General features: G+C 67.5%; 12 protein-coding genes and 1 pseudogene. 5 read left to right on the top strand and 8 right to left on the bottom strand.

What is annotated here, in order from left to right; translation table 11 throughout:
• Positions 1-24: 24 nt before the first annotated feature.
• Positions 25-1,239 carry an acyl-CoA dehydrogenase family protein gene (locus ABZW74_RS04120; protein ID WP_355274155.1) on the bottom strand — a complete coding sequence of 405 codons (1,215 nt, stop codon included), beginning with the start codon at positions 1,237-1,239 and terminating at the stop codon, positions 25-27.
• Positions 1,236-2,603, bottom strand: coding sequence for a 4-hydroxyphenylacetate 3-hydroxylase N-terminal domain-containing protein (locus ABZW74_RS04125; protein ID WP_355274158.1), 1,368 nt, complete (start codon positions 2,601-2,603; stop codon positions 1,236-1,238). The genes ABZW74_RS04120 and ABZW74_RS04125 overlap by 4 nt, the downstream gene beginning before the upstream one ends.
• 146 nt (positions 2,604-2,749) lie before the next feature.
• Between ABZW74_RS04125 and ABZW74_RS04130 the strand changes: the two genes are divergently transcribed.
• From ABZW74_RS04130 to ABZW74_RS04140, 3 genes are all read left to right on the top strand, one after another.
• Positions 2,750-3,319, top strand: a complete 570-nt coding sequence (locus tag ABZW74_RS04130) for a GNAT family N-acetyltransferase (RefSeq protein WP_355274161.1) — start codon at positions 2,750-2,752, stop codon at positions 3,317-3,319.
• Positions 3,320-3,434: 115 nt separating this feature from the next.
• A complete protein-coding gene (locus ABZW74_RS04135) occupies positions 3,435-4,736 on the top strand; it encodes a TrpB-like pyridoxal phosphate-dependent enzyme (RefSeq protein ID WP_355274163.1) in 1,302 nt (433 codons plus the stop codon).
• Complete coding sequence (locus ABZW74_RS04140; RefSeq protein ID WP_240855570.1) at positions 4,733-5,482, top strand: DUF429 domain-containing protein; 750 nt, start codon at positions 4,733-4,735, stop codon at positions 5,480-5,482. The genes ABZW74_RS04135 and ABZW74_RS04140 overlap by 4 nt, the downstream gene beginning before the upstream one ends.
• A gap of 188 nt (positions 5,483-5,670) precedes the next feature.
• Here the strand turns inward: ABZW74_RS04140 and ABZW74_RS04145 are convergent, their stop codons facing one another.
• From ABZW74_RS04145 to ABZW74_RS04170, 6 genes and pseudogenes are all read right to left on the bottom strand, one after another.
• Positions 5,671-6,336: a response regulator gene (locus tag ABZW74_RS04145; protein WP_240855366.1), complete on the bottom strand. Its 666-nt coding sequence runs from the start codon at positions 6,334-6,336 to the stop codon at positions 5,671-5,673.
• Positions 6,329-7,971: pseudogene (locus ABZW74_RS04150) on the bottom strand (sensor histidine kinase). Before ABZW74_RS04150 ends, ABZW74_RS04145 begins: the two are co-directional and overlap by 8 nt.
• A gap of 105 nt (positions 7,972-8,076) precedes the next feature.
• Positions 8,077-9,540, bottom strand: a complete 1,464-nt coding sequence (locus tag ABZW74_RS04155; protein ID WP_355274167.1) for an SLC13 family permease — start codon at positions 9,538-9,540, stop codon at positions 8,077-8,079.
• Positions 9,541-9,814: 274 nt separating this feature from the next.
• A complete protein-coding gene (gene dinB, locus ABZW74_RS04160) occupies positions 9,815-11,023 on the bottom strand; it encodes a DNA polymerase IV (protein WP_240855374.1) in 1,209 nt (402 codons plus the stop codon).
• Between the two features lie 34 nt (positions 11,024-11,057).
• On the bottom strand, positions 11,058-11,663 hold the full coding sequence (locus ABZW74_RS04165) for a class I SAM-dependent methyltransferase (RefSeq protein WP_355274170.1): 606 nt from the start codon (positions 11,661-11,663) through the stop codon (positions 11,058-11,060).
• A 64-nt stretch (positions 11,664-11,727) separates the two neighbouring features.
• The gene (locus tag ABZW74_RS04170) at positions 11,728-12,876 is read right to left on the bottom strand and encodes an aminotransferase class I/II-fold pyridoxal phosphate-dependent enzyme (RefSeq protein WP_355274173.1); all 1,149 of its coding nucleotides are present in this window, start codon (positions 12,874-12,876) and stop codon (positions 11,728-11,730) included.
• A 92-nt stretch (positions 12,877-12,968) separates the two neighbouring features.
• Between ABZW74_RS04170 and ABZW74_RS04175 the strand changes: the two genes are divergently transcribed.
• Entirely contained in the window at positions 12,969-13,769 is an 801-nt protein-coding gene (locus ABZW74_RS04175) for an LLM class F420-dependent oxidoreductase (protein WP_240855378.1), read from the top strand.
• Between the two features lie 42 nt (positions 13,770-13,811).
• Positions 13,812-15,550 (top strand): TPM domain-containing protein (locus ABZW74_RS04180; RefSeq protein WP_355274176.1); only part of this gene is annotated, 1,739 nt, incomplete at its 3' end.

Below are 15,550 nucleotides of genomic sequence, written 5' to 3' on the forward strand. Positions count from 1 at the left end.
CCTTCTGCTGTGGTGGATTGAGGACTATCTTCGCGGAAGCCCAAGTCCGCGTTGAGCGATTACGTTGTATTGGATCTCGTCGGTGCCGCCGGCCAGATGCAGTGCCGGCACACCCAACACGAACTCCGACCACGCGAACGCATCCATCTCGCCGTGATCGACAAAGGCGCGTTCGCCGAGGACCGCCGCGGCCAGCGCGGAGATCTCGTCGGCGGCCGTAGCCATCAGCATCTTGAGCACCGACCCCGCGACCGGCTCCATGCGGTGCGACCACGATCCGGCGGACAGTCCCGACGCGGCGCGCATCGCGGCCACGGCCGCAACGGTTCGAGCGATCTGCGGTCGCAGCAACGGATCTGCCTCCGCCTCGAGCCGGCGCACCAGCCCGACGACGCGCTCCATGACGTACGGCGTCAGCGGCCCTGCGGCACCGCTCATGGTGCTGCGCTCGTTGCCGAGGCTGGTGGAGGCCACCGTCCAGCCGTCCCCGATCCCGCCGATCCGATGGGAGTCGGGAACCCGCACCTCGTCGAGGAACACCTCGTTGAAGGCCGCGCCGCCGGTCATCTGCCGGATCGGTCGTACGGTGACGCCGGGCGCGTGCATGTCGACCAGAAACATCGTCAGCCCAGCGTGTTTGGGGGCATTCGGATCGGTCCGGACCAGCGCCTCCCCGACGTCGGCGAGATGACCCATCGAGGTCCACACCTTCTGGCCGGTCAGCACCCAGTCGTCACCGTCGCGTACCGCCTTGGTGCTCACGCCGGCCAGATCGGAGCCGGCGCCGGGTTCGCTGAACAACTGGCATCCGATCAGGTCGCCACGGTAGAGACCGGTCACGACGCTACTCCGCAGGTCGGCTGACGCATGATGCACCACAGCGGGTGCGACGATGTTCAATCCGACGAACAGAGCTTCTCGGGAAGGCAAGCCGAGCTCGTCGAGCACCGTGTCCAGGACGGTGTCGTGGGCGAAGGTCAGACCGAGACCGCCGAGGTCGAGGGGTCCACTGGGCCAGGCGATTCCGGCGTCGAAGAGTGCCCGCTGCAGCCGGCGCTGCGTCGCGACCGCAGCATCGTGCCCGTCCCGCAACTCCTCGACTGCCGCGATGCGGTCGCTGGAGTCGACGGAATCCTCTGTCGTCGAATCGAATTCGTTGACGAAAGTTCCGGCCCGGGTTCGGACGTACTCGGCGAAGGCCCCGAGATCCCCCGGCACCTCGACGGTCTCAACGGTCATGCCAGGCCCGCGAGTTCAAGTGCCAGTCGCTTGGCCTTGTCCATGTCGTAGTGCTTGCGCGCCACGAGACGTTGCGCATAGAGACCGCCACCGGACGCAAGCATGGTGACCAGTTGCCAGCCACCGTAGGCGTCGGCGGTGAAGTCGCGGATCGCGTGGAACAGCCGCGTGCGGTACTCGCCGTCGATGCCGTCCTTGGTCCGCATGTATTTCTTGATCAGCGGCCCGACCTCGTCGTTCTCCAGGTCGGCCACCGACGGCGCGGTGAGAATCGACCCGCCGCCGATGTCATGGAGATGGCGCACCATCAGGCTGTAATCGGCTGCGGCGTAGTGCTTTGCGGCATTCGTGTACAACTCGCTGGGGAAGTACCAGCCCTCCGGACTCTCCTCGGAATTGGCGATGGCCGCCTCGAGACCCGACCGCACCATCGTCGCGTAGATCACCATCTCGGCGATCTTCTCCCGGATGTGATTGATCTTCTCGGTGCCGTTGGCTTCGGCAATGAGTTGCGCCAATCCGACCAGCTGGTCGGCGAATTCGGACATGTGCGCGGTGCCGCCGAGGCGTTCCCACAGCCCAAGCGCGTGCGCGAAGGTCGCCGAGTGGGCGATCTGGCCGTCGAGGAACACACGCTCGTTGGGCACGAACACGTCGTCGAAGATGATGAAGCCCTCCGGCATGTTGTGCTTGGAGCTCACCGGGAAATCACCCTCGCGCTCGCGCGGTGCGTAGCTGGTGTTGACGATCCGGACGCCGGGCGCGTTGACCGGAACCGCGCACGCGACCGCGTAGTCCTCCTCGCCGGGCTTCATGTTCTTGGTCGGCATCACCACCAGCTCGTGGCTGATGGCGGCCGACGAGATGTGGAGTTTGGCGCCACGGATCACGATGCCGTCGGGGCGGCGTTCGACGACGCGGGTGTAGACGTCGGGGTCGTCCTGCGCTCCGGGCGGAAGCTTGCGGTCGCCCTTCGCGTCGGTGATCGCCTGCACGCAACGGAGGTCGTTGCGGCGGCAGTACTCGAAGTACTCCTCGATGCGCTCGGAGAGCGCCGGGTTGTCGGCACGCATCCGCGCGGCCGCGGTCAGTAGTGCGAGCAGGCCCTGGCTGGTGGTCACGGTGACCATGTCCCAGTGCAGGAGTTCGGTCAGGATCTCCTTCAGATCGGCGGTGCTCTTCGGGATCTGGAAGTACTGTCCGCTGGCGTCGTCACCCGGCCGGTAGTTCTCCTCGTAGCCGTCGCCGACGAGTTCGATCGCCGTCGCGAACTGCGGATGATCGGCCAGTTGCTTGACCTCTTCGCCCTCCGCGAAGATCCGGCGACCGTCGTCGAGGGACGCGAGGTAATCCTCCCTGGTCATCATCACCATCGTCTACGTCTCCTTCGGGTCAGACTCTCGGTACCGATCAACTTTTCTGATGCTAGATTCAGATTCAGAAAACCACAAGGGCTTGAAGATGCTTCGACATGGTTGCGGGGGCTCGGCCCGTCCGTGAGGCTGGTGACATGGCCTTCGACATACGACCGGCGTCGCGGTTCGCCGATGTGCGCACGATGGTCGGACCCAAGCGGCCCGACGCCAACGTCTGCTGGTGCCTCAGCTATCGGATTCCCAACAAGTTGAACCAGGAACTCGCCCGGCAAGCCCGTGGTGAATACGTCCGCAAGCTGTGCCGACGAACCGTGGCCCCCGGTGTGCTCGCCTACGACGGCGACGACGTGGTGGGTTGGGCCGCGGTGGCACCGCGCGCCGACACCACCTTCGCGGGCAACCGGAGAATCCCACACGTCGACGACCTCGACGTGTGGTCGATCTGGTGCCTGCGCGTCCGGCCCGGGCATCGCAAACAAGGGATCTCGCACCCGTTGCTCGCCGGCGCGGTCGAGTTCGCGCGCGAGCACGGCGCACCGGCGGTCGAGGGGTATCCGGTGGACAACCGCGGCGAGAAGGTCGACCTCACGATGGCCTACGTCGGCACCCGAAAGCTGTTCGAGGATGCCGGGTTCGAATTGGCCGCGCAGACCGATTCCGTGCTCAACGGATTCCCGCGAGTACTGATGCGGCTCGAGTTCTGACGCGCATCGTCGACCGTGCGTCCCAAATCGTTCATCGTGCGTCGCAATCCGTTGACCGTGCAGCGGACACGCGAATCAAGGGATCGTTCAACCCCGGCGCACTACAGTGAATCGCATGACCATGCACGTGGACGCCAGCAATCCCGACCTGATCACCGTCGATGTGCCGACGCACTGGTACAATCTGGCTGCCGAACTCGATTCTCCGATCCCACCGCATCTGCATCCGGGAACCAAGGAGCCGGTGGGGCCCGACGACCTCGCGGCCTTGTTCCCGAGTGGACTGATCGCGCAGGAGGTGTCCACCGACGCCTACATCGAGATCCCCGAACCGGTCCGTGACATCTACCGGATGTGGCGTCCTTCGCCGCTGTTCCGAGCACGCAAGTTCGAGCAGGCGCTCAACACCAAGGCGCGCATCTACGTCAAGTACGAGGGCGTGAGCCCCGTCGGCAGTCACAAGACCAATTCGGCAGTGGCCCAGGCGTATTACAACAGCCTCGACGGCGTCACCAAGCTGACGACGGAAACCGGTGCGGGACAATGGGGTAGCGCACTGGCGTTTGCCGGGGCGCAGTTCGGGATCGACGTCGAGGTGTGGCAGGTGCGCGCCTCCTACGATTCCAAGCCCTACCGCGGCTACCTCATCCGCACCTACGGCGGCACCATCCACCCGAGTCCGTCCGATCTCACCGAGTCCGGCCGCGCGATGCTGGCCAAGGACCCGAACACGACGGGCAGCCTGGGTATGGCCGTCAGCGAGGCGGTCGAGGTTGCCGCGCAGAACCCCGACACCCGGTATGCGCTCGGCAGCGTGCTCAATCACGTTGTGCTGCATCAGAGTGTGATCGGTCAGGAGGCGGTCGAGCAGCTCGCGGCCGTCGAGCCCGACGGCGCCGACGTCGTCTTCGGCTGTGCCGGAGGCGGTTCCAATCTCGGTGGGTTGTCGTTCCCGTTCCTGCGGGAGAAGCTGCACGGTCGGTCCAACCCCCGTGTGGTGGCGGCCGAGCCGGCTGCATGTCCCTCGATCACACAGGGCGAGTACCGCTACGACCATGGTGACGTGGCCGGGCTCACCCCGCTGCTCAAGATGCACACGCTCGGAATGGATTTCGTCCCGGACCCGATCCACGCGGGTGGTCTGCGCTATCACGGGATGGCCCCCGCCCTGAGTCACACCGTCGAGCTCGGCCTCGTGGAAGGGGTGGCGATCAGCCAGCACGACGCCTTCTCCGCCGGCGTCCAGTTCGCCCGCACGCAGGGCATCGTGCCGGCACCGGAATCGACCCACGCCATCGCCGCCTGTGCTGCGCACGTCGCCGACAACGACACCGAGCAGGTGGTCGTGATCGGTCTGTCCGGGCACGGGCAGCTCGACCTTCCCGCCTACGCCGAGTTCCTGGAGGGCTCCTTCTGACGTACACCGTGGGCGTCGATCTGGCAGCGTCGCCGGTGAAAACCGCTGTCGCGGTGATCGAGTGGCGATCCGGCTCGGCTCGGGTGACAGAGCTCGTGATGCCGGCCGACGATGCACGGATCCACACGATGGTCGCGGGGGCAGCCCGCGTAGGTATTGACTCGCCGTTCGGCTGGCCCGACGACTTCGTGGATTTCGTTGTGGCGCAACATCGAGGCGAGTTGTCGGCGGGGAGCGGCCTCGACGACGTCTCGCGTCGGCGCCCGTTGGCCTACCGAACGACCGACCTCTACGTGGCCGCACTCGCCGGCGGTCGACGCCCGCTTTCGGTGTCGGCCGACAACATCGCCCACGTCGCGTTCCGGTGTGCCGGCCTGCTGGCCGATCTCGGCATCACCGACCGCGCGTCGGGCTGGGCGATCGAAGCGTACCCCGCTGCAGCGCTACGACGTTGGGGTCTGCAGTCACGCGGCTACAAGACCGCCGCGAATGTATCTGCGCGCGAAGTGATGGTCGAGCAGCTCGGTCAGGCGGCGCCCTGGCTCGATCTCAACAGCCACGCGGATGCCATGATCGCCGACGACGACGCCTTCGACGCCGTGATCACCGCGCTGATCGCGCGAACGGCAGATCTCGGACTGACCCCTGCACCGCCCGACGACGTTCGCGACACCGCGATGCGCGAGGGCTGGATACACGTGCCCGACTGCGAGCTCGACCAGCTGGTCTCTTCCGCTGGTCCCTGATCCTGGGGTCTTTCTGGGCCGAAGTTCCGCTACCTGAGCCTGGATCCGTGGAAACGGAGTTACCCTACGCTGCCTGAGGTGCGAGCTTGCGAGCACCTCAGGGAGCGGGGGGATCGACCGGGAGCGGTGGGATCGACCTCGAGCGGGGTCGGCAGGGTGTGGGTTCAGCGTTCGTCCCACGGTTGGAGTCAGAGGGCGAGGCGGTACTCCTGGCGCGGTCGGCCGGTGGAGCCGTAGCGCAGGGTCATGGTGAGGCGTCCGGCGGTGACGAGGTTGGCGAGATGCCGGCGGGCGGTCGGGGCGGCGACGCCGATGGCGGTCGAGACATCGTCGGCGAACAGTGGTCCGTCGGCGTCGGCGAAGAGTTCGAGGATGCGCTTCTCGGTGGGCGATCCGCCGTCGTCGCGGTCGGCGGGGCGGGTGCCGAAGCGCAGCGCCGACAGCGCGGCGTCGACGGCCCGCTGATCGACGTTGTCGGCGTCGAGAACTCGGCGGTACTGCGCGTACCCGGCGAGCCGGCGCGCGAGTTCGGCGTCGTCGAACGGTTTGATCAGGTAGGCCAGCGCGCCCGATCGCATGGCGGTGCGCACGGCGGTCGCCTCGGTCTCCGCACCCACTACAAAGCTGTCACAGGGGAGTTCGCCGACCAGGTCGATACCCGATCCATCCGGGAGGTAGACATCGAGGAGCGCGAGGTCGATGTCGGGGTGGTCGGCGATCGCGGCACGCGCCGCCGCAACCGATCCCGCGCGCGCCACCACCCGAAAGCCGCGCACCGCGTCGACGATGGCGGTGTGGAGCGCGGCGACCCGGAAGTCGTCGTCGACGATCAGCACGGTCAGGTCCTCACTCATGGCTCTCCTGACTCCCTGTCTCCAGAACGCACGGCAGATGCGCGACGAACACGGCTCCGCCGAGCGAGCTGGGTGCGCGACGTTCGCCGCCCGGGTCCGCGATCCACACGTCGCCGCCGATACGGCGCGCGAGTTGCCGGGTCAGCGCGAGTCCCATACCGCGGCCACCGGGTACGCCGTCGCCGGGTTTGGTGGTGGCACCTTCGGCGAACACCTCGTCCGGGGTGTCGAACTCGATACCCGACCCCGAATCGGCGACCGCGATGACCAGCGCGTTGCCGTCGCCGATGACGTCGACCTCGACAACGCCCTCACCGTTGTCCTCGGACGCCGCATCCAAGGCATTGTCGATGAGGTTGCCGAGCACGGTGGTGACCACGACGGGTTCGGTGAGTGTTCCGTCGACCCACGTCTGGTCGCCGAGTCGGAGCGTCACCCGGCGTTCGCGGGCCTGCGACGTCTTGGCGTCCAGGAAGGCGTGCAGATGCGCTTCTTGCACGTTGTCGAGTCCCGCAAGGTGTGTGGTGCTGGTGGCGCCGGTGATCTCGTCGAGGTACGCCTGCGCCTCCTCGGTGTGTCCGTGCCGCAACAGCCCCGCCAGGACGTGCATGCGGTTCGCGGTTTCGTGCCGCTGAGCGCGCAGGGCCGAGCTCATCGATCGGATGGAGTCAACCTCGCGGCTGAGGGTCTCCACGTCGGTGCGGTCGATCACCGAGAGCACCATGCCCAGGTCACGGCCGTCGGCCTGGACGCGGCGCGAACTCACCAGCACGATGCGATCGCCGACACTTGCGGCCACCGGGTCGGCGGTCGGCTCGTCGAGCACGGCGCGCACTCGGGGGGTCAACCCGAGTTCGTCGGGTGCGGTTCCGATCGGGGCGTCGATGTCGAGGAGCGCTCGCGCCTTGTCGTTGATGACGCGCGCGACACCGGTGCTGTCGACGGCGAGCACACCATCGGCCATCGAATGCAGCACCGCGGTCTGTTCGCGGACGAGGGCGGTGAGTTCGTCGGGCTCCAGACCGAGGGTGAGCCGGCGCCAGCGTCGGGCCAGCAGGATCGACCCGATGGCGCCGATGCCCAGCGCAACCGCCGCGATGAGGGCGGTCGCCACGACGTCACGTCGGGTGTCGGCGGTGAGGCTCTCGGTGGACACGCCGACGCTGACCAGCCCGACCACCGACCCGTCGGGCCCGTAGATCGGCACCTTGGCGCGGACGGATTCGCCGAGGGTGCCGCGGTCGGTGGTGATGTCGACCTGACCGCTCAGCGCCTCGACGGATCCGTCGACACCGGTTTGCCCACCTCGGCGGCCTCCGGGTGGGCCAGGCGAACGCGATCCCGGTTGGCGATCACCACGAACAGCGCACCCGTGCGGTCCCGGACGGCGTTGGCCTCGGTCTGCACCGGTCCGGCGGCGAGTGCTGCCGCGTCGAGACCGGTTCCTTGAGTGGATGCGACATCGGCCCGGACCTGGGGATCGCTGGCGACGGACTCGGCGATCGCGAGGGCGCGTTGTGCGTACTCGTCGCGGACCCGGTCGTCGGCTCCGACGACGACCCACCCGAAGCCGACGGCGAGACTGACCGCGATCACCGCGAGTTGCAGCACCAGCACCTGCGTCCGCAATCGCATGGATCTCAGATTAGGACGCAACGGCCCGCCGACCCGGTCGGTTGGACCGGGTCGACGGGCCCTTCGAGGCTCGCTCCGCTCGCACCTCAGGGAGCGAGGCGGTGCTCAGAACGGGATCGCTCCGACCAGCGTTCCGACGACGAGCATCACGAGCGACACCGCCGTGGCCCGCCAGAGCACCTTCTTGTGGTGGTCGGCGAGCGTGACGCCGGCCAGTGCGACCAGCAGCAGGATGGCGGGGACCAGCGGACTCTGCATGTGCACGGGCTGCCCGGTGATGGAGGCGCGGGCCATCTCGGTGGGATCGATGCCGTACTTCGTCGCGGTCTCCGAGAGGACCGGCAGCACGCCGTAGTAGAAGGCGTCGTTGCTCATCAGGAAGGTGAGCGGGATGGACAGAACTCCGACGACGATGGCCATGTGCGGACCCATCCAGGCGGGGATGCCGTCGGCGAGCCAGTGCGCGATCGCGTCGACCATGCCCGTCCCGTTGAACACACCGGTGAGGACCGCCGCGGCCAACACCATCGCGACCACCGACACGATGCTCGAGCTGTGCCGCGTGATGGCCTCCTGCTGATCCTTCACGTGCGGGAAGTTCACTGCGAGGGCGATGCCGGCGAAGATCATGAACAGGACCGGGATGGCGACGACGTCCATGCCGAGGATCGCCAGCAGGGCGACGGTGAGTCCGGCGTTGATCCAGAACAGCTTGGGCCGCAGGGTCTTTCGGTTGGGATCGAGGACACCGGTGAAGGTGGTCTCGCCGTCGTCATTGTATTCCTCGATATGCAGGTCGCGAGTCGAGGGAGCATCGTCGGCATCGGGGGCGTCGCCGGTACCGCCGATCGGGCGGCTGCGTCGACCCGAGTTCGGGGGTGTGGTGCCGGACCCGCCGGCTCCGACGAGCACCTCGTCGCGCTGCGGGGCGAGGATGGATTCGCGGATCTCGATCTTGCCGATGCGACGACGCTCCAGCACCCCGAGGTGATAGCTGAACAGCAGCACGACGACGAGCGCGGCACCCAGCGCGGGCAGCATCGGGATGAAGACGTCGTTGGTGTCGATGTTGAGGGCACTGGCGGCGCGGGCGGTCGGGCCGCCCCACGGCAGGATGTTCATCGTGCCGTTGGCCAGACCGGCCGTGACGGTGAGGACCACGGGGCTGACGCCGAGCTTCAGGTACAGCGGAAGCAGGGCCGCCGTGGTGATGATGAACGTGGTCGAGCCGTCACCGTCGAGGGAGACGACCATCGCGAGGACCGCGGTGCCGACGACGAGCCGGGCTGGGTCGTTGCGCACCATGCAGACCACGCCGCGGACGATCGGGTCGAACAACCCGACGTCGATCATGATGCCGAAGTAGATGATCGCGAAGAACAGCATCGCCGCGGTGGGCGCGAGATCTCCGATTCCGTCCTTGATCATGTCGCTGATGCTGAGACCGGCGCCGGCGAAGAGGCCGAACGCGACCGGAACGAGGATCAGCGCAACCACCGGGGTGGCCCGTTTGGTGATGATGAGGACCATGAAGGTGGCCACCATCAGGAGACCGAGTGCTACCAACATTGTCGTGCTCGATTCTGGCTGTGAGTTGTGGGGAACGGCCGTGTGAGGCCGTTGACATCGAAGTCAACGGGTAATCCACGTCACAGTCACGCTTGCGTGCGATAGACGCGTTTTGCGCTTTTCGCTCGCCATTCGACGCGGGAAGCGTGGGCACCACCGCCACCCCCCGTCGGATCTCTGTACGCCGCAGCCCAACCAATCGCACTGTGCACGTGGCTGGCCTGCCACGTACAGATTTCCGCAGCCCAGAGAACTGGTCACCAAGCTCTTCGGATCAGTCGGGCAGCATCGGTGCATCGTCACCGTGGTTTCGGCCGATGAGGACGGCCCGGGTGACCGAGTCGCGACCGAACCTGTCCCGAAGCTGATCCATCGTATTGTCGAGCGCCTCACCATGATCCGGCTCGAATGGCAGGGTGAGTTGGATGCTGTCGTGATCGTCGAGGTTGGTCAGCGAAAGGCCCACCAGGGTGCAGCCGCGGTCGCGGATGAGCGGCATCGCGTCGGCGAGCAGGCCACGCGCGGCGACCATGATGACGTCGGTGCGATCGGTGGCCTCGATGAGGGTGCGCGACCGGGTGGCGCGGGCGAAGTCGTCGAATCGGAGCCGTAGAACAACAGTGCGACACACCCTTTCGGCCGTACGCAACCGTTTGCCGAGACGCTCGACGATGGCGACGATGGTCGCCTCGAGATCGGATTCCGACTTGGGTCGACGACCGAGGGCGCGTTGCGACCCGATGGAACTGCGTCGTTTCCCGGTCTCCACGCGACGCGGATCCTGCGCCAACGACAGCGCGAACAGATGGCGCCCGGCGCCAGGCCCGACAATCGACCGCAGCGCACGCTCGCCGAGGCCCGCGATCTCGCCGACCGTCGTGACCCCCGCGTCGTGCAGCTTGGCCTCGGTCACCGGCCCGACACCCCACAGCCGACGCACCGGCAGCGGATGCAGAAACGACAGCTCGGTACCGGGTTCGACGATCAGCAGGCCGTCGGGTTTGCCCACCGCACTGGCCACCTTGGCGAGGAACTTCGACCGCGCACCTCCGACGGTGATCGGCAGCCCGACCTCGTCCCGGATGCGACGACGCAGTTCGGCTCCGATCTGGTCGGGGGTGCCGCTGATCCGCTTCAGGCCACCGACGTCGAGGAATGCCTCGTCGACCGAGATGCCCTCGACCACGGGCGTCGTGTCGCGGAAGATCTCGAAGACCGCCTTGCTGGCGTCCATGTAGGCGTCGAACCGCGGGCGTACGACGATTGCCTTCGGGCACAGCGCCCGCGCTTCGTGGCCGGGCATTGGCGTGCGGACACCGAAGGCCTTGGCCTCATAGCTCGCGGCGAGCACCACTCCCCCGCCCACGATGACCGGTTTGCCCCGGAGAGCCGGGTCGTCGCGCTGCTCCACGGATGCGTAGAAGGAGTCGAGATCGGCATGCAGGATCGAGGCGTCGTCCCGGGACTTACGCTCGATTCGCATAGAACATATGTTCGCACGGCCCTACGACAGACGTCTATGCCGTGCGACGCGCGCGGAGCACCACGTCATGGGTGTGGTGACCGCCGCCGGCTGCTCGACCACGCTCGCGGGTCTCGTCGACGAGCACCTCCCACCCTTCATCGAGCAGCTTCCGGAAGTCGGCGGGCTGCACATACTCGTCGGGGTTGTATCCGTGGGCACGGACGCCGTCGGGTGCGTGGGCGACCACCAGGAGCGTGCCGCCGACACCCACCGCGGCGACCAGCTTGCGGGCCACATGGGCATTCTCGGCGGTGATCGGAAAGTATTGCAGCGCAACCAGTCCGAAGTCGACGCCGGGGACATCATCGGTGCGGAGGTCGGCCTGAATCCAGGTGATCGCCGGACGCGGATAGATCTCCAGGGCACGGTCGATGGCCACCTGCGAGATGTCGAGCGCGGTGACCTGCCAGCCGCGATCGGCGAGCCAGCGGGCGTCGGCACCCTCGCCGGATCCGACGTCGAGTGCAGTGCCGGCAGGTAGATCAGCGGCCTCGGCGATGAGCGCCGGGTTGACGTCGGCGGTCCATAGACGGTCGGCGTTGCGGTAACGCGCATCCCATTCGGCAGCGCTGTGGTCATCGGTTTGCGGTGTGCTCATGAATTCGACTGTGTCACGGAATCTCTGGCAGATCGATAGTGGTTGCGAGGATGGCAAGAACTGGTCACACGACGCTGGCCATCCGGGCGATCGCGGCGCGCAGCATCTCCGGCGAGCACCCGATGTTGAGTCGTGCGAACCCCTTTCCGGCATCACCGAATGCGGGCCCGCGATGTAGCGCGACGCGACCGCGCTCGAGGATCGGTTCGGCCGGGTCGTCGCCGAGTCCGGTGGCACGGAAGTCGAGCCACGCCAGATACGACGCAGACGGTCGATGCAGCACGACGCCGGGCATCTGGTCGGCCAGGAGTTCCTCGAGCAGATCAACGTTGTCGACGATGCGGGTGATGGTGTCGTCGAGCCAGCGATCGCCGGACGAGAACGCGGCATCGGTTGCGGCTCGGCCCAGAATGCTTGTGCGATAACGAACTTCCTCGGGTTGCCGGGCGATCAGGGCGCGCATCTCGTCGGATGCGACCACCGACATCGCGCATTTGACTCCGGCGATGTTGAACGCCTTGCTTGCCGAGTGCGCCGCGATCCCGACACGGCGGGCGGTGTCGGAGACGTCGAGGAACGGCACGAACTCGATGCCCGGGTGCACCAGGGGTGCGTGGATCTCGTCGCTGATGACCACCGCGTCGTGCTTCGCGGCGATCTCGGCAATGCGGTACAACGTCGCTGGGGAATGGACGAGACCGAGCGGATTGTGCGGGTGACACAGCAGGATCGCGCGGGCACCGGCGTGCAGCGCGGCCTCGATGCCGGGCAGATCCACAGCCCACCGCGCGCCGTCGAAGCTCAGCGGCACCTCGACCACGCGCCCGCCCGCCTCTGGCACGATCTCGAAGAACGGCGGGTAGATCGGCGGCATCACGATCACGCCGTCGCCGGGATCGATCGCCACTCGCAACGCCTCGACGAGGACGACGCTGACGTCGGTGGTCAGTGAGACGTCGGCCGGATCGACCTGCCATCCCCACCGGCGTTCGGCGAAGCCGGCGAAAGTCGTTCCCGTGCTGCCGGAGTCACCGGCGTAGCCGAGGTCGGAGGCGCGCACCTGGGCGATGATCGCGTCGGCGACGACGGGCGCGAGTTCGAAATCCATCTCCGCGATGAACATCGGGAGTACGTCGTCGGGGTATGCGGTCCATTTGACCGATGTGCGCTTGCGGAGAGCGTCGAGCTCGGGGATGACCGGTGAATCACTCACGGCGTCCTTGCTACCGGATCCAGAGTCGCTGCACAGCCCCGGTCAACGAATCGGACATCGACGCCGAGCGGATCTGCGGGCAGACTGGCGACATGAGCTCCCGCGACTTTCCTCTCCGCATCGGCGTCCAACTCCAGCCCCAGCAAGCTCCCGAATACAAGCTGATCCGCGACGCGGTGCGTCGGGCCGAGGACACCGGCGTCGACGTCGCCTTCAACTGGGACCACTTCTTCCCGCTGTACGGCGACCCCGACGGCGCGCACTTCGAATGCTGGACGATGCTCGGGGCGTGGGCGGAGCAGACGTCGAATGTCGAGATCGGCGCGCTCGTGACCTGCAACTCCTACCGCAATCCGGAGTTGCTGGCCGACATGGCCCGCACCGTCGACCACATCAGCGACGGGCGGCTGATCCTCGGCATCGGCTCGGGTTGGTTCGAGCGCGACTACGACGAGTACGGGTACGAGTTCGGGACGGCGGGCAGCCGCCTCGACGACCTCGGGCGCGCGCTGCCACGAATCGCCGACCGACTCGGCAAGCTGAACCCGAAACCCACCCGCGACATCCCCGTCCTCATCGGCGGTGGCGGCGAGAAGAAGACGCTGCGCCACGTCGCCGAGCACGCCGACATCTGGCACTACTTCGTCGACGAGGAGGCCTACCGGCGCAAGTCCGCCATCCTCGACGAGCATTGCGCGGCCGTTGGTCGTGACCCGGCCACCATCGAACACTCGGCGGCGGTCGAGGCGCGCGGCGGATCGATCGACGCCGCCCTGCGCGAGGCGGACGCTCTGCGCGACGCCGGAGTCACGCTGATCACCGTCGGTGTCGGCGGTCCCGACTACGACCTCAGCACCCTCGACGCCGTGTGCCGCTGGCGCGACGCGAACTGATCCTGCTTCGGCCGGCCGGCAGAGCCGACTAGGTTTGTGATCATGCATGTCGTACGGACGTCGTCGCACCTGATTGCCGGCGTGGGGGTCGCGCTCGCGCTGCTCGCCGCGTTCTTCCTCGGGAGCGGGCGGTCGAATGCCGAGGCGCCGGTGAACATGTCGACGCACGTGGTCGACTCCGCGGGGGTGCTGACCTCGGCGCAGCGCGCACAACTCGACGAGCGGATCAACCGGCTCTATGCCGATCGGGGCGTCCAGCTGTGGGTGGTCTACGTTCGCGACTTCAACGGGCTCAACCCCGAGCAGTGGGGCAACCGCACCGCGACATCGAGCGGGCTCGGCGACCACGACGTGCTGTTGTCGGTGGCAACCGAATACCAGTCCTACGACCTGTTCCCCATCGATCCCAACGCGGTGAACCTCGACCAGTCGGATCTTGACACCATCGCGTCCGACGACGTGGTGCCCGCCCTGAAGCGCGGCGACTGGGCGGGCGCCGGTCTCGGCGCGGCCAATGGCATCGACACCGCGTTGGAACCGTCGTACACGGGCTGGATCATCGCGGGTGCGCTGGGCGGAGCCGCGGTGGTGGGTGGCGGGGGTGCGCTCGCCTACCGTCGACGGCGTGATCGTCGTCGAATCTCTGACGACCTGTCGCATCTGCGCGACAACGAGCTGACCGCCGACCAACTCGCCGCCCAGCCACTCGACGTGCTCGACCCGTGGTCGCGGGAGGTGCTCACCGACACCGACAACGCGATCCGCACCAGCGCCGAGGAGTTGCAGCTCGCGGTCGGCGAGTTCGGCGAGGCGCAGTGCTCCCCGTTCACCAGCGCGCTCGACCGAGCCCGCAAAGGCCTCGCCGATTCGTTCTCTCTGCGTCAGCGGCTCGACGACAACGTGCCCGAGACCGCCGACGAGCGACGGTCGATGCTGGTCCAGATCATCACCACATGCACCGACGTCGACAACGCACTCGACGCGCAGGTCGCCGAGTTCGACGCCATGCGCAATCTCCTGATCAACGCCGACGCGCGCTTCGACCAGATCACGCAGCGGATCGTCGCACTGCAAGCGCGCCTCGACGGATCGCGTCAGCGACTCGACGGCCTCATCGCCAAGCATGGGGAGAACACCCTCGCCTCGATCCGGCACAACGTCGACCTGGCGGCCGAGCAGATCACCTTCGCCGAGGCCAGTGCCGACCAGGGCCGGGCGGCCATCGCCCAGCCGGCGGGTGAGCAGGGGCCGGCGGTCGCCGACATCCGGTCCGCCGAAGGGGCCATCGAACAGGCCGGCCAACTGCTCGACGCGATCGATCACGCCGACGCCAACATCGCCGCAGCCCATTCGCGGATGCCCGCGCTCATCGCGGAGGTGGAGGGTGAACTCGCCGAGGCGGCTGCCCTGACGTCCGACGGTGGACCGGCGCTCGCGACGGCGGTGGCCGCGGCACAGCCCGCGCTGCAGGCGGCGCGGGACAACTTCGACACCGACCCGTTGGGGGTGTTCACCGCGCTCGTCGACGCCGACGCCGACCTCGACGACGCGCTTGCCGCCGCCCGCGACGCCTCGGCCGAGCGGATTCGACGCACCCAAGTGGTCAGCGCCGCAATCGAATCCGCACAAGCCAAGGTGTCGACGGCCGCCGACTTCATCGGGACCCGACGCGGAGCTGTGCAGTCCACCGCGCGCACTCGCCTCGCCGAGGCAGAGCGTCTGCTGGCCACCGCACAGGAGTCGGCGAGCACCGATCCGCTCGCGGCGGCCGACGCGGCCCG

Source organism: Gordonia sp. NPDC003585, from assembly GCF_040610755.1.
In the GTDB taxonomy this organism is placed as follows: Bacteria; Actinomycetota; Actinomycetes; order Mycobacteriales; family Mycobacteriaceae; genus Gordonia.